Annotated in this window: 13 protein-coding genes and 6 tRNA genes; 2 read left to right on the top strand and 17 right to left on the bottom strand. The window is 41.7% G+C overall.

Annotated features, from left to right (window positions below):
* Nucleotides 1-3: 3 nt before the first annotated feature.
* The 10 genes from trsS to Ga0466249_RS03710 all read right to left on the bottom strand — a co-directional run bounded on the left by trsS (nt 4) and on the right by Ga0466249_RS03710 (nt 13,415).
* A complete protein-coding gene (gene trsS / locus Ga0466249_RS03755; protein WP_215828094.1) occupies nt 4-1,398 on the bottom strand; it encodes a radical SAM (seleno)protein TrsS in 1,395 nt (464 codons plus the stop codon).
* Nucleotides 1,399-1,400: 2 nt separating this feature from the next.
* On the bottom strand, nt 1,401-1,712 hold the full coding sequence (locus Ga0466249_RS03750; RefSeq protein WP_215828093.1) for a hypothetical protein: 312 nt from the start codon (nt 1,710-1,712) through the stop codon (nt 1,401-1,403).
* Nucleotides 1,709-2,827 (bottom strand): aminotransferase class V-fold PLP-dependent enzyme, encoded by a 1,119-nt coding sequence (locus Ga0466249_RS03745; RefSeq protein ID WP_215828092.1) that lies wholly within the window; start codon nt 2,825-2,827, stop codon nt 1,709-1,711. The genes Ga0466249_RS03750 and Ga0466249_RS03745 overlap by 4 nt, the downstream gene beginning before the upstream one ends.
* Nucleotides 2,811-3,971 carry a DVU_1551 family NTP transferase gene (locus Ga0466249_RS27465; RefSeq protein WP_215828091.1) on the bottom strand — a complete coding sequence of 387 codons (1,161 nt, stop codon included), beginning with the start codon at nt 3,969-3,971 and terminating at the stop codon, nt 2,811-2,813. The genes Ga0466249_RS03745 and Ga0466249_RS27465 overlap by 17 nt, the downstream gene beginning before the upstream one ends.
* A gap of 33 nt (nt 3,972-4,004) precedes the next feature.
* On the bottom strand, nt 4,005-4,454 hold the full coding sequence (locus tag Ga0466249_RS03735; protein WP_215828090.1) for a DVU_1555 family C-GCAxxG-C-C protein: 450 nt from the start codon (nt 4,452-4,454) through the stop codon (nt 4,005-4,007).
* A 59-nt stretch (nt 4,455-4,513) separates the two neighbouring features.
* Complete coding sequence (locus tag Ga0466249_RS03730) at nt 4,514-4,723, bottom strand: DVU_1557 family redox protein (RefSeq protein ID WP_215828089.1); 210 nt, start codon at nt 4,721-4,723, stop codon at nt 4,514-4,516.
* A 15-nt stretch (nt 4,724-4,738) separates the two neighbouring features.
* On the bottom strand, nt 4,739-7,066 hold the full coding sequence (locus tag Ga0466249_RS03725; protein ID WP_215828088.1) for a pyridine nucleotide-disulfide oxidoreductase/dicluster-binding protein: 2,328 nt from the start codon (nt 7,064-7,066) through the stop codon (nt 4,739-4,741).
* A gap of 38 nt (nt 7,067-7,104) precedes the next feature.
* Complete coding sequence (locus Ga0466249_RS03720) at nt 7,105-9,840, bottom strand: molybdopterin-dependent aldehyde oxidoreductase (RefSeq protein WP_215828087.1); 2,736 nt, start codon at nt 9,838-9,840, stop codon at nt 7,105-7,107.
* A gap of 58 nt (nt 9,841-9,898) precedes the next feature.
* On the bottom strand, nt 9,899-10,924 hold the full coding sequence (locus Ga0466249_RS03715; RefSeq protein ID WP_215828086.1) for a molybdopterin-binding protein: 1,026 nt from the start codon (nt 10,922-10,924) through the stop codon (nt 9,899-9,901).
* 499 nt (nt 10,925-11,423) lie between these two features.
* Nucleotides 11,424-13,415 carry a sigma-54-dependent Fis family transcriptional regulator gene (locus tag Ga0466249_RS03710; RefSeq protein WP_246588428.1) on the bottom strand — a complete coding sequence of 664 codons (1,992 nt, stop codon included), beginning with the start codon at nt 13,413-13,415 and terminating at the stop codon, nt 11,424-11,426.
* Nucleotides 13,416-13,951: 536 nt separating this feature from the next.
* Here Ga0466249_RS03710 and Ga0466249_RS03705 point away from each other — a divergent pair.
* Nucleotides 13,952-14,104 (top strand): hypothetical protein, encoded by a 153-nt coding sequence (locus Ga0466249_RS03705; RefSeq protein ID WP_215828085.1) that lies wholly within the window; start codon nt 13,952-13,954, stop codon nt 14,102-14,104.
* Between the two features lie 80 nt (nt 14,105-14,184).
* On the opposite strand, the gene Ga0466249_RS03700 is transcribed toward Ga0466249_RS03705, so the two are convergent.
* Nucleotides 14,185-15,024 carry a polysaccharide deacetylase family protein gene (locus Ga0466249_RS03700; RefSeq protein ID WP_312889700.1) on the bottom strand — a complete coding sequence of 280 codons (840 nt, stop codon included), beginning with the start codon at nt 15,022-15,024 and terminating at the stop codon, nt 14,185-14,187.
* A gap of 344 nt (nt 15,025-15,368) precedes the next feature.
* Here Ga0466249_RS03700 and Ga0466249_RS03695 point away from each other — a divergent pair, with 344 nt between their 5' ends.
* Nucleotides 15,369-15,560, top strand: a complete 192-nt coding sequence (locus tag Ga0466249_RS03695; protein ID WP_215828084.1) for a hypothetical protein — start codon at nt 15,369-15,371, stop codon at nt 15,558-15,560.
* A 205-nt stretch (nt 15,561-15,765) separates the two neighbouring features.
* Here Ga0466249_RS03695 and Ga0466249_RS03690 read toward each other — a convergent pair.
* The 6 genes from Ga0466249_RS03690 to Ga0466249_RS03665 form a co-directional block, all read right to left on the bottom strand.
* Nucleotides 15,766-15,850 (bottom strand) — tRNA-Leu (locus tag Ga0466249_RS03690).
* Between the two features lie 7 nt (nt 15,851-15,857).
* Nucleotides 15,858-15,933, bottom strand: a tRNA-Lys gene (locus Ga0466249_RS03685).
* 6 nt (nt 15,934-15,939) lie between these two features.
* Nucleotides 15,940-16,015, bottom strand: a tRNA-Gln gene (locus Ga0466249_RS03680).
* Nucleotides 16,016-16,033: 18 nt separating this feature from the next.
* A tRNA-His gene (locus Ga0466249_RS03675) sits at nt 16,034-16,109 on the bottom strand.
* Between the two features lie 400 nt (nt 16,110-16,509).
* A tRNA-Arg gene (locus Ga0466249_RS03670) sits at nt 16,510-16,586 on the bottom strand.
* Between the two features lie 126 nt (nt 16,587-16,712).
* Nucleotides 16,713-16,789, bottom strand: a tRNA-Arg gene (locus Ga0466249_RS03665).

Raw genomic sequence — 16,789 nt, 5'->3', positions numbered from 1 at the left:
AAGTCAACTCTTGCCACGATAAAGGCTTGTTCCATCTCGAGCCGTAAGATTATAAGCACAGAAAGGAATCAATTTTCCTGCGGGACTTACTACATGAATCAGGCAATCACGCAAACGATCAATTTCTAAATTCCAAGCATCTTGAAAAGCCATGCCTGAAATGGACAGAGTATACGTATTCACCCGCTGCAAAAAATCATCTATACTGTCCGTATTTATTCCCTGAGCATTATCCTCGCGCCTCACTTCACTCGTTGAAGCACTCTGTCCATCCGTACAGCAGGAGGAGGCTGACCATTGTTTCGCAACAAAAGCTCGGGCGCTTTTGGCTCCTTGGGCAGCAACAGTCGGCTTTGCACAACATTGTGCCGTCTGAAACAAAGACCACGGTCTTAAGTCACCATTCGCCATTAAAAGAAAGTTACCATGAAAAGAACAATAGGAATTTTCCCCACCTGGCGGCAAAAAATTTTCTACCTTTAACTTGCCTGCTGTTTGTCCTTCAATTTCCTTAATAATTCGAGGAATGGTCAATCGTTCACTGGGTGGTAAAGATGGATAACGTCCAAAATAACTCATCGGCTGAAAATGCACGCCACGTATAGCGGGCATATGTTCGATAGCAAAATGAAGGATCGCACCAATATGATGCGTATTGACAGCAGGAACAAGCGTAGGGACGAGTACGATACCAATATCGCGCCTTGCACAATTTTCAATAGCTGCAAGTTTTACATCAAGTAATGCTGCACCTCGAATGGTTTGATAAATTTCGTCGGATAAGCCATCAAATTGCAAAAATACACAGTTAAGATTGGCTTCCTTCAATTGATCCACAAAATGCGGCTCTCTTGCTAACCGCAGCCCATTTGTATTGATTTGAATAAACTCAAAACCCAGCTTGTGGCCCAACCGAATAATATCAGGCAAATCATCCCGCACCGTCGGCTCGCCACCTGATAATTGGATATTGTAAGGACCTCCGCTAGCAAGCAACATACGGTACCAACCTTCAATTACACTAATATCCGGATCGCTATGAACAGTTTCTTGAGCACTTGCAAAGCAAATAGGACAAGAAAGATTACAACGCTCAGTGATCTCAAGCAGCACACAGCAGGGTTGTTGCCGATGATCTGGACAAAGTCCACAATCAAATGGACAGCCTTGCTCTACATTCGTCGCACAAACAACAGGTGTAGAGGGTATCTTTTTATGGCACCAACTTTCATAATCTGGGTCACCCTGCCAAATTAAAGTCCGAAAAGTCCCATGCTCTAAACATTCTTTCACCAAGTAAACGCAGTCATCTTCCTTAATTTTTCGGGCAGGAATCCGCTTCAGACACTCAGGACAAACACTTTCGGCCTTATCAAGTACAACGATATTCTCCATCATCCTTACTCCTTGCTCATCAAATGTTCACGGACAAACTGTGTTAACAATTGTTCAAATAAGGCTTTACTCTTCTCACTTGTCTCAGGCAGAAAATTCACTTTCAGTGAAGTATCGCTAAGAACGCCTTTTATCTCTGTGCCATCAGACAAAAAAATCTTAAAATAAGGTCGGGGAAACTTCCGATAACAAGTTACGTTACCGACCTGTTCAAATTGGCTGAGAAAGGGGTCATCGATTTTAAACGGAAGACCATACTGAAAAAGAGCTGTTTTACTAAAACAATTTTCAACACGCTGACAATCAAAAACCTTCATAACAAGATGTCCCGAATCGCGAATAAAGTATCGTCTATGTCTTCTATAGAAGTAAATCGCGACAAACTCACTCGAATATTACCATCCTCACCTGTCACTAAAAATTTATGAATCAGAGGGGCACAATGCAGCCCCGTCCGACAAACAAGATCAAAACTTTTATAAAGAATTTCCCCTACTTCATCTACCTTCCAGCCCGGCAAAACAAATGCTATGACAGGCATACGCGGCGAGGAAACCTCAACAACTTTAGCACCAAATTCTTTGAATCCTAGAGACAGCTTTGCCACTTGCTCGTCCATAGCTTTTAAATCAAGTGGCTGTTGTTTCTGCCATAATATAGCCTGAGCCAACCCCGCCAAAGCGGGGTCATTCGGTGTACCGGCTTCTAACCGTGCAGGAAGCTGGGGAGGCATGTCCTCCCGATCACTTAGCGTGCCAGTCCCCCCCACCCAAACTGGTTCAAGCTCAATCGTATTGGCAACATAGAGTCCCCCGGTTCCTGCCGGGCCCAGCAAATACTTATGACCGGTAAAAGCGACCATATCGATGGACCATGAATCAGGCAAAACGTCCATAACCCCCAATGTTTGGGAAGCATCCAACAACGTTGCTGCCCCCCCATTTTTTGCTATATTACTCAACTCAACAACAGGCTGAATGGCCCCTGTAACATTTGAAGCATGTGTAAAAACAGCTAACTGGGGTGAAAACTTTTTTACCGCTTGCTCCCACAATTCAGGTATGACGCGCCCCATACTGTCTACCGAGACAATTTCTACCTGGATGCCACGATGCTTACGTAAATAATAGAGAGGCCGTAATACAGCATTGTGCTCTGCTGCTGTTGTAAGTACTGTTGCACCTTGTTTCCAAGGAAATCCATATAATGCAAGATTCAAAGCATGCGTAGCGTTGCAGCAATAAATAATCCGACTGGAATCGATAATATGAAGGGTCTCAGCCAATAACGAACGACAATTCATTTCCGAAGCAGGGGAATTAAACCCAGAACGGTCTGCATGAAAGGGAATGTCATGAAGTTTTTTTGCCACTGTTGCTGCAACACGCGGCGCTTTCGGCCAAGATGTCGCCGCATTATTCAGATAAATCATACCTATCTCGCACCTCCCCACTTGATACCATAGCAAACAAATTAGGAATTCCTAAATCATGCTCAAGTTTGTCTTGAATGATCAACGTTTTTTTTAGCCTTTGTTCAATGGCTTTCAAAGCACTCTCACTGGCAATATAGCGCAGCTTTGTCTCAGAAAAATGCTGAGCAATAGGAATAAGAGATTCCTCTTTAATAAGCTTGTCAGCAATATAAACAATCACACCTTCGTCAATCACTGCTTGATTAGGTTGTATTAAATCCATATGACTAGCTACCACCTTGGCTACAGTTGGAAAACCAAGTTGATCTAAAATAATGGCCCCAGCCTCAGCATGATGAGGCCGCCCTTTTGCAATATCATGCAACAAACTTCCTGCTACAATCAGTTCGATATTTAGATCATAACAATCCCCCTCATTTAATTGGGCAGCAATCTGTCTGGCAACACGTGCGACTGCCTTCCCATGTCTGACAATGCTTTGCGAAACGTCATACTCGGCAAAAATTGCCTCACACTCCTCCACTGTTGGAATATTTTTGCTCAGTGTAGAACGAAGCAGCTTTTCATAATCAACTGGAGTATCCATGTCGAACAAGATAGCCTGATCCATCACCGGAACATTATAAGCATCCTGTTCAAATTGCTGCAATAGGAGACGTAGATTTTCTGACCCCTGCCAAGATAGAAGCGTCTGAAAACACCTGTGAGAAATAAGCGGCGGATGACCCCGCCTACCCAAAAACGTAGGATAAATAATCGGACAATCCGTTTGAAAGTAGGCCTTCATCAGCTTTTCCAATGTACAACTCTTTACTAGCGGCATGTCACCAGGCAACAAGAAAAAGCCATCAGCCGCACTCGCAAAAGTCTGCAATCCGGCCATAATGGATGAAAACATGCCTGATGCAAAATTTACATTCAAAACAGGCCGAACCCCTAGCGATTGTAACACTGGCATAAGCTGCTCGGCCTGATGTCCCACAACTACGCGAATATCTGCAATGCCTGCTTGCCGAAAGCAATTAACTGCACTTTCAATGACTGTGGCACCATTGATGGGCAGCAGTGGTTTGAATTCGCCCATACGAGAAGATAATCCAGCTGCAAGTATGAGAGCGACTATCTTATTCTGCCGAGACACAGCCCCACTTCACCACCTGTCCGTTGATTTTTATCAAACCTCAAGCTGCCCTGCCAAATCATAGCCATTTTCGGCAAGGATAGCTTTTACCTTCTCATAGGTCTGATAAACGAGTTGCGGACAACGTTCCAAACGATTCTTAGGATTGTTCTCTAAGATGCTGTCACAGTTTATACCACTATAATTCGCACACTGTTCCCGCTCAAACCACTGAACAAGTTCACGAATCATGGCATTGAGTCGACTATCTTCGACTTCCTCCTCGCTCCCCTTGCCAGCATACAGAGCTAATAAACAAGCCCCGCCTGTAAGAGAACCACAAGTTTTTCCGCAAAAACCCAGACCACCAATTAAGCCGGCCATGGCCCGAATGAGTTCGGGATTTTGTTTTCCCTGCGCTTCCAATCCCATCATCAGTAATATCTGACTACAATAAAATTCCTGCTGAGCAATTTCAACCATGCGAAAAAATTCCTCATTCATCTAGCCACCCCCTTCTCTTACAAGATGTTACAGCTACCCTTTAACTTTTTCATTTTGATTTATTTGTCTTCCAACGATTTTTCCACTTTATCCATCTTGCCTGTTGCAAGTTCTTCAGGAATAAAAACTAGCCCGCATTGCGGACACTTATAAAGCTCAACAGGAAAACTACTGCCAAGATAGGACAGCGTCACATTCCCGGGTGTTAAATAGACACCACACTTCACACATAAAATAGTTGACTCCTTTTGGCTGACTTGTTTGTTCATCTAGCTCCTCCGTGATTAGGAAATTTCCAGTCTATGACAATAAGCATGATAAACGACAAACGCATCGTCCTGCGGAAAATACTCCACCCAATAAGTTACATTCTCCAGCTGGAGGTAGGCAATATAATGACCATTTTCCGTATTTTTCAGCTTACGGCCCGTGTTTTCTGCCTGCGAAATCACTTTGATCACATCTTCGACAAGAATCATTCTGTCCTGCATCATCTGTTTTACAGTATCATCCATGATGACCTTCACTTCAGACTGTGGTTCTTCGATGATTTCATTCCAAATCTCACGCAGGACATTTCTTTTTAACCGGGCCCGATTGTACTGGCGCTCTGAATAATTCGTCACTTGCTGCTTCACAACATGATGCGGCTCCGTTCCAAAAATCAAGTCCAACAAATGATAAGCTGCCTTCCCCTGACTGATAAAGTTCTCCTGACACATGGCACAATAGGTCAGATAATCTGTCTCGCTTTCACTGATCCGCCTACGAATGACCTTCTGCGCCACTTCTGGATTAGCATAAATCATGAGACCGCCATAACCACAACATACTGTATGATCACCATGATAAAGCAGCTCTTCGACACTATGACCCAGTTTAACTAAAATATTCCGAACGCTATCTTGCAACTGTCTTTCCTTCCTTGTCATGCAGCTATCATGAACAGCCAACTTTTGCGGAACAACTGCTATTCCTTGATTTTTCGGTATGTCCATCTGATCTAAGCGAGAAACTAAATGCTCTACAGGCACATTCGGCAAATAATTCTTAAATACATGAAAACACGTTGGACAGGCTGTAATAACATGTGGACTGCCAAGTTCACGCCAATGGTTTTCTACAGACTCAATAGTTTCTTGAAACAATGCCTCTTGTCCAGCCCATTTGGCCGGTGCCCCACAGCAACCAAGCATGAGAGCGACACCACCCGGAATAGTGTTACATAAAAACTCATAAATTTTTTGTACCGTTTGTGGCGAAGAAGCAGCAAGCTGACAACTCGGAAAAAATGCCGTTTTACTTGCTGTAAAACCAGGTTGATGCTTATTCAGCATAAATCGCTCACTATTGCTAAATTTCATATCGCGCAAAGCAAAATCATGGGCTGACGGTGGCATTTTCCCTGTTTGAACCATGTTTTGCCGCGCCTCATAACAAACTTCACCCATATTGAATCCATTCGGACAAATTTGTTCACACAAACCACATAAACTACAGGAATTAATCATTTTATTGGCGTGATGAATCCCCATAACAATAGATGAATTATTATATACCTCACGAACATACCGTTTCGGATAAGACTGATAATGCGCCAAATATTCGCAGGCTTTCACACATTCACGGCACTCACATAACAAACAGCGCTGGGCTTCCTGCAATCCCTCTGCCTCGCTATAGCCGCCCTCCTTTTCCATAGTGGTCTGAGATTCCGGCTTGATCCCGGCAAGATTCACATAAAGCTCCGTTTCAACAGCCCCTGCTTGGGGGCGACTGGCTGTAAGCGATGCATTTTGGAGGTAACGCTCGATAGAAATAGCGGCAATTTTTCCATCGGATATCGAATGAATCGGTGATAAATGTTCCCTATCGCGCCGTAGACTTCCTCCGGCAAAAACCTTGGCGTGACTGGTTGCAAGCGTCAGTTCCTCTACATCTAATTTTCCATCAGACTGCCGCTTAAGTCCGAGATTCAATCGTTCGATATTCTGACAGCCCACACCTAAATAAAGGGCATCAAACTTTTCACACAGATTATCAAATTTTTGGACTCCCTCACTCGTGTTACTAACCGGGGTATGATACTGAATGGTAATAGGCAATTTTTTTAGTATACTAAAATCGTCTTCAATCCATTGTTTCGGTAATTTACTTTCGGGAAATCTCCTAATATTTCCACCCAAACCTTCCGTTGCCTCAAAAACAACGACTTTATACCCTTTATAAGCAAGCTCTACTGCAACAGTTAATCCGCTTAATCCAGCCCCAATAACAGCCACAGTTTTATTTTTAAGCGGCTGCTGAATCATTTTGTCAGCAGTATGATAGGCCTGCTGAACACAAACTTTTTCCAAGGCATGAATAAAAATAGCCTCATCGATTTCCACGCGCCTACAAGCCTTTTGGCAAGGATGATCACAAATACTGCTGATAATTCTCGGGAAGAATACCCGGCGTTGTAACAAGGAAAAACCTGCTGCATAATCCCCCTGCCTAATGGCAGAAACAATTCCACGCACATCCACATGAACTGGACACCGGGCAGTACAGCCCGGTGGATTTTCTTGCTTACATCTCGCTTCCCGTTCATGCAATTGTTGTTGATCCATGCTATCCGCTCATTTCTTAAAATTTTTGCCAAACAAATTTATTTTTGAGCAGCCAGTGCATCAAGACCGGCTTTAATTTTGGACGGTAATGCCGGTATCGCATAAATTCGTACGCCGCAGGCATTGTAAATAGCATTCAAAATCGCCGGATGAGGAGCTGATAATGGACCTTCGCCTGTACCTGCTGCACCATGCGGACCATTTTCACGCGGTGTAATGTTATAGATAATTTCCATATCATCCGGAATATCATCAATAAAAGGCAGTCCGCAACCAACCAAGCTGGTATGCTTCTTCAAATCCTCAAAGTCTTCCGTAAGGGCCAACCCCACGCCTTGAGCCAAACCACCATAAATCTGACCATCGCAAACAGTCTTATTGGTAATCGTTCCAATATCAGCAATCGTCGTAAACTTCACGACTTTAGCTTTGCCTGTTTTCATATCCACTTCAACTTCAGGCATAAAAAGTTCATACATATAAATTGGGAATGGATCCCCTTGTGCTGTCACGGGACTACAATCAGTACACATAGATGCCGTCCATTTGCCATCATAATGAAGCGGAATATTTTCAGCCAACATTTCATCATACGTACGGTAAGACCCGTCTGCCTTACGCATGGCATTGAGAAGCATCTGACAAGCAACTGTCGTGGCATTGCCTGTCATGACATTTGACCGGCTGCCGCCTGACGGACCACTGTTCGGTGTAAATGCCATATCATTCATGATCAGCTTGATTTGCTCGGGTTTAATCCCAAGGGGTTGAAGCGTTTCATGGGCATGAGTTAACGTACCAATATCTGCGCCTTGACCGTGATCCTGCCAAGAGTTTCCAATAGTAACACCGGTTGGAGTTAACTCCGCCCAAGCTTCCGAACTGTCGGGACCATCAAGACCACAACCATAAATGCCCAGTGAAAAACCAACGCCACGTTTCTTCTCTGGTGTTGTAAGTTTCGCACAACGTTCTTTCGCTGCTTTCCACAGCGGACGAATCTTGTTAAACATTTCTTCCAAACAAAAAACTTCAGGCACTTGCCCCGTAGGAGTCGTAGCTCCAGGACGATAAATATTTTTAAAACGAAGCTCCAGTGGATCCATACCTAATTTTTCCGCCAATTCATCCATGGCAATTTCCGAAGCCAAAAAAGCTTGCGGCGATCCATAGCCACGAAAAGCAGAACCCCAGGCATGATTAGTACACACCGTACGGCCTTGGCCACGAATATTGCGAATATCATAACCGGCACCAGTAAATTGAGCCTGCCGCAAAGTCACTAAATCACCAAATTCGGAGTATGGGCCATGATCAAGCCACCAATCTGTTTCCATAGCAAGTAACTTACCTGTCTTATCGGCAGCCAGCTTACAATAAACAGAAGCAGGCGACCTTTTTCCAGTATAAGTAATGTTTTGATACATTGTAAAGTTAAGCGAAACCGGCTTACCTGTCGCTAAGCAGGCAACACCCAGCAAGGCCTCGATAGTCGGACTAAATTTATAGCCAAATGTACCACCCGTGGGATTTTGGACTAACCGACACTTTTCCGGCTCAATACCAATACCTGCAACAATCATGGCGTGATGAAGATGGAGTCCAATACTCTTCGAGTGAATGGTGAGACGCCCTTCCTCGTCAATATAGGCGCATCCGACATCAGGTTCAAGCGGCAAATGCGGTTGACGACTACAATAGGTTTCGACTTCCACCGTGACAATATCGGAGCGATCCATAATGGGTTTCGTGTCTTCCCCCTTCACAATGCCTTGCTCAAAATAGACATTCGGCACACCGGGATGGATTTCAATAGCATCCTCTGCCATAGCCGCAGGCGCACTCATATAAGCCGGCAGCATTTCCAAATCCACCTTCACTTTCTTCGCGGCTGCCTTAGCATGTTCTTCCGTATCGGCACAAACAATGGCAATAGCATCACCAAACTGGAACACTTTCTCATCACAGAGAATGGGACGATCCCAGCCATCGCCTTTATTTGATGGAAAGGTTATCAGACCCGTAATCCTATTTTTGCCTTTCACATCTTTATGGGTAACTACTTTATAAACGCCAGGCATTGTTTCAGCTTCTGACGTGTCAATTCCTTTGATATTGGCGTGAGATACTTCGGCTTGAACCAATGCTAAGCGCAAGGTCCCTTGTGGCATTTGCAAAGCAACATCGGCACCATAGTCCCAGGTACCCGTAACTTTTTGTACTGCTGATGGCCGATGATAAGTCGTACCGTAAATTTTATTATCCACAGGCTTATATAGCAAATCTTCTTTACGTAACTCGCCACGTAGCACTTGTGCCGCAGCCATAACAGCATCCACTAAAGGCTTATAGCCAGTACAGCGGCAGGCATTTCGATGTTTTTGAAACCAATCACGAACTTCCTCCCGCGTTGGACTGGCATTACCATCAAGCAAAACCTTCGCTGAAAGAATAAAACCAGGACTGCAAAAACCACACTGAGCACAACCATAGGCCATCCAGGCAACTTGAAGTGGATGAAGCTCGTCTGGCGTAGCAAGTCCCTCAATGGTTGTAATATGAGCCTCATCAGGCACCCTCTTCATTTTAACAATACACGAACGGACTACGTCACCATTCATAATGATCGAACAAGTCCCACATTGGCCTTGATTACAGCCTACCTTACACCCCGTAAGTAACAGTTGTTCCCGTAAAACTTTAGCTAAACTGTCCTCAAGATTAACAATCAAAGTCCTAGGTAACCCATTAATGTATAAGAGTTTTTTTTGCATTTTTACCTCTCCCTTTTTATGAATTTATGTTTAAGAGACAACCTCACAAAACCGCTTGTTAGCTACCTTTACCGAAAGTACAATTGGGATAACGACAAGGATTACAACCCGCACAAAGTCCGCCATGAGCCAAGCGAGTAATATCTTTCCGGCTAATCCTCTCCCCCGCTAAGATACGCGGAACAATTAAATCAAATATGGTTGTCTGATTGTATAGAGCGCAACCAGGTAACCCAATCACTGGAATATCGCCAATATAGGCCAACATAAACATGGACCCCGGAAGCACCGGTGCACCATAAGCAACAACAGATCCACCAGCCGCCCGAATACCAGCAGGAGTAACATCATCGGGATCAACCGACATTCCCCCTGTCGCAATAATCAGTTGAGCCCCTTCATGTATTAAGCTACGAATTTTCTCGACAATCATCGTGATGCTATCATCAACCAAAACCTGTCTTAAAACGTGACTATCCAGTTCTTCGATCTTTTTACGCAAAACTGGGCCAAACCCGTCTTTTATCAGACCATGATAAACCTCACTCCCCGTTGTAATAATCCCTACCTTCAGCGGTTGAAGTGTTTTAACTTGAATGACCGGAAAAAAGGATTGACCAATGTCTTCGACCTGACGTATTTTATCTGCATCTATCACTAAAGGAACCACACGACATCCAGCAAGAACCGTGTCTGTTGTTACCAGTTGATTGGAATGCATGGAAGCAAGTATCACCTCGTCAATATCATTAATCGCTTCTAAAGCTGAAATATTAATTTTCAATATACCCTTTTTATGAGCTTTTAATTCCACTTTGCCATTCACAGGCTCCGTTAAGACAATGCCTGAACCAGCAACAGCCTGAGCAATTCTCACTGCCGCATCGTTTTCGTGCAAACGCGTTTGATCCATTTCCCAAACATACAGATGTTCTTTGCCGATTTTTAACAGTTTGGGAATATCTTCATGACAAACAATATGTCCTTTCTTAAATGCCCGTCCCTTAAATTCCCCTGGAATAATCTCCGTAATATCATGACACAAAACCATCCCTTCCGCTTCTTGAACTGGAATCACTTTCATTCGCTCACTTCCTCTTCGCTATGTTCGACGTTAATCATGCTAAGCAAAATTGTCGGCTTTCACAAATAAAAGACAGAATGCGGGGCAGAATCCAGCACTTTGTCTTTTATTTCAGCACTGTATTCCTTTTTCTCCCGAAAGGCTGAACCTATAGTCAACCTACGTCCAAACAATTCTTGCTAACTATGATATGATGCTACTAAAATTAGACTTTCATGCAACAACCTTACAAGCAGAAGATCTTCTGCTTGTAAGTATTGCAAATATTATGCCAAATTTCGCAAATAAAAATATCCCTCAAGGAAGAGAGATATAAAATGTTTCTAATGCAGTGAAATCAGCGCTGCAACTGATTCCTTCCCGTTTTTACATCGCTAAAAAGGATGTATAGATAAGAACTACGACAACTAGCCCAACCAAAGCCGTACTCTGATCGTATAAAAAGTGTTACCATTGTGTTTACTATAAGTAACAAGTTGGTAACACTTTAACGTAACAACTAATTTTGAATTGTATACAAACGAATTTTATTATACAATGTTTTTCGCGAAACTTCTAACACCCTCGCGACTTGACTTACGTTTCCACCATAGATATTTAAAAGTTGAATAATCTTGTTCTTTTCGGCATCATGGGCAATTTTTTTACGTTGTTCCCGACTTCCAACAATGGATAGAGGCAGTGTTTTCCCAACCGGTAATGCTTGAGAAGGAGTTGAATAAAATTCAGGCGGCAACTGACGCAGTGTAATGACACCATCTTGAGCTAAGCTCACTGCACGTTCAACAACATTTTGTAACTCGCGAATATTACCAGGCCAAGCATATTGCATGAGACAATCCACAACAGTTGATTCAACAGTAAACTTACAATTCCGATCGCGACTTAACTTTTCCAAAAAATATTTAAATAACAGGGGTAAATCTTCAATATGGTGCCTTAACGGCGGAAGCAAGATAGATAATACATTTAATCGATAAAACAAATCATGACGAAAAGTCCCGCGTTCTACTTCCTGCGATAAATTTTTATTTGTCGCACAAATTAAGCGAACATTGACAGGAATCATCTTATCGCTGCCAATGCGAGCGACTTTTCTTTCTTGTATCACCCTAAGCAAGGCGGTCTGTTCTTCAAGCGGCATATCACCTATTTCATCCAAAAACAAGGTTCCACCTGATGCTAATTCGAATTTTCCTGGCTTTCCACCTCGTTTAGCCCCAGTAAAGGCACCATCATCATAACCAAATAACTCGCTATCGATCAGTTCGCGCGGTATTGCCCCACAATTGAGTGCAATAAAAGGCCCATTCTGACTGGTACTGGAATTATGGATAGCCTGAACAAACATTTCTTTTCCTGTACCACTTTCACCTTGAATGAGAACATTGGACCTGGTAACAGCTGCTTGGCGTGCAATGTGTATTACTTCACGAATCTGAACACTGTCGCCAACAATATCACTGAAACAGAAAGTTGCGTAATTGCCACTATAACAATTCACTAAATTCTTTACTCTTTTAATCGGCCGTAGCAAAATAATGCCACCTATGATTCCGTCTTGTTCATTGATAATCGGTTCTCGTGATGCTAAACAAGAACAAGTGCCTTCTATTTCCACATCTGTATAAGGTTCATTTGTTGCTAAAAGCTGTTTCAGTGAAGCCCCCTCTTTCTCAAACAGGTCATTGATAAATATTCCCAAAACCTGCTGTTCAGACTTATCAAAAATTTTCTGCGCTGCTGGATTCATTTGAATAATCCGATTATCCTTATCAACAATGACAACACCATCAGAGACAGTATTAAAAAAATTTGTCAATCGATTGTTAACAATAGCCAATTCACAATTTTTTTGCTGAATACTCATCTGCGCCATAATCGCCTCAGCTGCAGCAACGACCATTCCTAAAGTATGCAAATGAGACGCTTGGGATGCACCCGACATATTTAAAATACCAATTATTTTCCCTTTGGAATCAAATAGCGGTGCAGCTGAACAAGTTAAACAATGATGCTTTTGACAATAATGTTCTGCGCCAGACACTTGAATCGGTTCACCTATTTCCAGCGCCGTTCCGATCGCATTGGTACCTGCTTCTTCTTCACGCCAACTAGCTCCCTGAAAAAAATTTTTCGTAATAGAATTTTGTAAGCTATCATCATCAGAAAAAACTTCCATAATATAGCCTTGTTCATCCGTTAATACAACAACAAAACCTGAACCTTGAACAAACTTGTAAAGATTCGCCATAAAAGGTTTAGCAATACAAATCAACTTTTCTTTATTACGCAATAACTTTTTCAGATTGATATCCGTCAAAGCCCGATGCAAGCGCATATCACCTGGATCGACCCCCGCATTGTGACAGCGAATCCACGACGCTAAAATTTGAGAACGAACAGCACAATCCCGATAATTTCCCGTAGTACTAAACTTCTGCCATTGCTCATAAATAAGACTGAAAATATTCGCACCACTCGCCTTCAACGAACACACATCCTTCGCAATTAGATTGCATTCCTGGTGAACATTTTTCCATACTAGAGTTCTGTTTTATGGAAATTTCAGAGATACATTCAAATCACTAGCTTTTCCACATAAAAATAGTTATAATAAATAGTAAAGGAGGCCACGTAGCTCCTTGTGTAAAACCAGAGTTTCTGTAGGGGGAATCAGATCTCTGGTTTTTCTATACCCAATTTTAAAATTCCCAGATAGTTCAATCATGTTATAACATGATTGAACTTATTATTTTCCATATTATTCCACGTGAAACAAATAAGCTTCCCCTTTATCGAATTTTTCTGTACATCCTATTACTTCATCATAAGTGATATAAATTCCTATTCATAATTCAGAATCATCTGTAAAAATTTCATTTGAGCTATCACACCTTAGTATGTCACTCCCCTCATTAAAAAAGCGAAACATTCATACACTATAAAAGATACTCCATATAGAACACGCAAGCAATTGGAGTAATTTTTTTCAGTTTGGAGAAACTATTTTCTGAGGTGATGATCATGCAAAAATCAAAAAAAACCAAGCAAGTAGATGATTACGCAAAATACGGTCCCAACAATCCTGAGCCTGTAGAACTGAGAGATGAGGATCCCAATGATTTTGATACAAGTGCTCTCCATGCAGTCAATGAATACATTAATAAGAAAAATTAAGTCCAACAGCTGCATCATATCAATGAAAGCTTCCACAAAAGGCCTCCAAAACCTTGGAGGCCTTTAATATACATAAAATTCTAGGGGATATAAATCAAACCAGCTGCAGAAGTATCCCCCTCTTTAAGTAAAAAAGCCTTAAAATTTTGCAAAGCGTTAAATACCTGGGTAAACTTTAGACGTAGCCAAAAATGAAGGAATGTATGTGATCCTCCTCCAAAGATAGGAATTCGATTTAAAGTATATAATGTAGAATTCACCCGATCACGCCCAAAATTCACAGTAAAAGCGGCTCGATACCCTGCGTCCTTTGTCATCTGTATTACCCGCTGATCATATTCTCCACCTGGATAAGCTAAGTATTCTACTTTCTTACCCAACCTCCATTCCAATGCTTCCTTTGATTGAACTAATTGCTTACTTATCTCTTCATCGGAAGCTTTGGGCAAAGAAATATGACTTAGAGTATGATCTTCAAAACTCATTCCATAATCACTCATCTCGCTTATTTGATCCCAAGTTAAATACTTATTATAATGACCCACAAAATCAGTAATTACAAATATCGTCGCAGTAAAATGGTATTTTTGCAAGATTGGGTAAGCCACGCGATAATTATCTTCATAACCATCATCTAAAGTAATCAGAATAGGATTGGGTGGAAGCTTTTTCCCATACTGCAAGTAATCAACTAATTGCTCCGGCGAGATAGCAGTATAGCCTTCACGATATAAATAATTTATTTGGGCCTCAAACTCAGTATCACTCAATGTTAACACATTATGGTCTTCATTATTAATCTGATGATAATTTAAAACTGGAATTCCTTGAAAATAAGTTAAAACGATATAACTCAGCCCCGATAAAAAAAATAAAATAATCATTCCCCGTATGAAAATCTTTTCCCTAAACCAGTACACTAAGATACAACCCCTTCTAACCTTCAGCTTTATAATATAAGTATAATTCATATGTTACAGCGTGTCACTATCTGCCACGTACTCAAACAAAAACACTTGTCATATTTTTGTCACATTCACCAAATATAATTAGTGGTAACTTTTAAATATGGAGGGTTTTTACCGTATTAGTACCACGTCTTGCCGTGACTCACTGCGCTTTATGGACATTTTCAGTTACCATCATATAACAATATATGACAAGGTTAGAGATCTTTCTTCAGATTTACTCTAGAATTTTATGTTGACATATGCTACCATAATAAAATAGTAGCATTAAGAATAACTCTAAGAGGTAAATTTATATGTCTATTGATATTGTCTCTAATAACGGCTTATCCCATCTTAAGCAAGTAAAAAGAAAACTGAATTCATCAACTTACATCTATCAAGATATTACCGATGACTTTGACTATGGCCCTGCTTACATTGTCGAACTCTCAGCTGAAGGCAAACAATTGCAACAGGCACATCCATTAAAAATTGTTCGACTATAGATTAATGTTTATGTCCTTCGCGAAGCTCAGGGGCCACCAGCTGTTTAACATAAGTCGTCGCTCTATTATTTCTAAGGAATGACATTGCTTATCCTATACGTAAAGGATAAGCAATCGGCAAAGTCGCAACCATAGTAACACTACTTTCGAAATGAAAAAGGTATACCGAAGGACTAAAGCCTTTGATATACCTACATTTTACAACTGGTGCGGGAGACAGGAATTGAACCTGCACGCCGTAAAGCGCTAGATCCTAAGTCTAGTGCGTCTGCCAGTTCCGCCACTCCCGCATAATGATGGTGACCCACCCGCGGCTCGAACGCGGGACACCCTGATTAAAAGTCAGGTGCTCTACCAACTGAGCTAGTGGATCATATAATGGCTGGGGCAGCTGGACTCGAACCAACGCATGCGGGAGTCAAAGTCCCGTGCCTTACCGACTTGGCTATGCCCCAACGAATTATTAATTTAAATGGGGTGGCTGAAGGGTCTCGAACCCTCGAGTACCGGAGCCACAATCCGGCGTGTTAACCGCTTCACCACAGCCACCACAGTTGTTAATCTCACAACATTTAATATTATAACACACAGTTTCTTACAAAGTCAAGACTTTTTTATTAGCCATTTATAATAATATAAATGAAAGGTAAGAGTGTCTTAAGTGACGAAATTTATTTTATCAAATTAACATAAACTTAGCAACTAGTAAATAGTCCTTATAAATGAGTTTTAGTGATATATTCATTTATTATCTCATCTATACTACTATTTTCGACATATTATGTTTTTTTATACTTTAAAATCAATGTAAAAATAGAGCGGATGCCTTATAACGTATCCGCTTTATATACTCACGCTTCATTTAAATTTAACCCACTCCCTTAAAAAATTCACTTCACACAAAAAAGCAGTGCAAAGAATAGTTATTCTTTACACTGCTCTTAATCAATGGTGACCCCGGCGGGATTCGAACCTGCGACCTTTTGATTCGTAGTCAAACGCTCTATCCAGCTGAGCTACGGAGTCATATTTGATGACAAGAAATATTATATCAAATTAACATAAGCTTGGCAAGACTAAAATAGCATTTAAAAACAAATTTTAATACGAAAAAAAAACACCTTATACAAAGATGTTTTTTGATTCCATTACTGGTGACCCCGGCGGGATTCGAACCTGCGACCTTTTGATTCGTAGTCAAACGCTCTATCCAGCTGAGCTACGGAGTC

It is taken from the genome of Pelorhabdus rhamnosifermentans (genome assembly GCF_018835585.1).
GTDB classification, from domain to species: domain Bacteria; phylum Bacillota; class Negativicutes; order UMGS1260; family UMGS1260; genus Pelorhabdus; species Pelorhabdus rhamnosifermentans.
The sequence above is the reverse complement of the archived record's forward strand: the minus strand, read 5'-3'. Positions and strand labels throughout refer to the sequence as shown.

What these genes read in the sequence shown, in the direction of transcription:
- Ga0466249_RS03745 (WP_215828092.1), bottom strand. Translation starts at nt 2,827, where the DNA reads ATGATTTATCTGAATAATGCGGCGACATCTTGGCCGAAAGCGCCGCGT.
- Ga0466249_RS03750 (WP_215828093.1), bottom strand. Translation starts at nt 1,712, where the DNA reads ATGAAGGTTTTTGATTGTCAGCGTGTTGAAAATTGTTTTAGTAAAACA.
- Ga0466249_RS03705 (WP_215828085.1), top strand. Translation starts at nt 13,952, where the DNA reads ATGCAAAAATCAAAAAAAACCAAGCAAGTAGATGATTACGCAAAATAC.
- Ga0466249_RS03730 (WP_215828089.1), bottom strand. Translation starts at nt 4,723, where the DNA reads ATGAACAAACAAGTCAGCCAAAAGGAGTCAACTATTTTATGTGTGAAG.
- Ga0466249_RS03715 (WP_215828086.1), bottom strand. Translation starts at nt 10,924, where the DNA reads ATGAAAGTGATTCCAGTTCAAGAAGCGGAAGGGATGGTTTTGTGTCAT.
- Ga0466249_RS03735 (WP_215828090.1), bottom strand. Translation starts at nt 4,454, where the DNA reads ATGAATGAGGAATTTTTTCGCATGGTTGAAATTGCTCAGCAGGAATTT.
- Ga0466249_RS03720 (WP_215828087.1), bottom strand. Translation starts at nt 9,840, where the DNA reads ATGCAAAAAAAACTCTTATACATTAATGGGTTACCTAGGACTTTGATT.
- Ga0466249_RS03695 (WP_215828084.1), top strand. Translation starts at nt 15,369, where the DNA reads ATGTCTATTGATATTGTCTCTAATAACGGCTTATCCCATCTTAAGCAA.
- trsS (WP_215828094.1), bottom strand. Translation starts at nt 1,398, where the DNA reads ATGATGGAGAATATCGTTGTACTTGATAAGGCCGAAAGTGTTTGTCCT.
- Ga0466249_RS03725 (WP_215828088.1), bottom strand. Translation starts at nt 7,066, where the DNA reads ATGGATCAACAACAATTGCATGAACGGGAAGCGAGATGTAAGCAAGAA.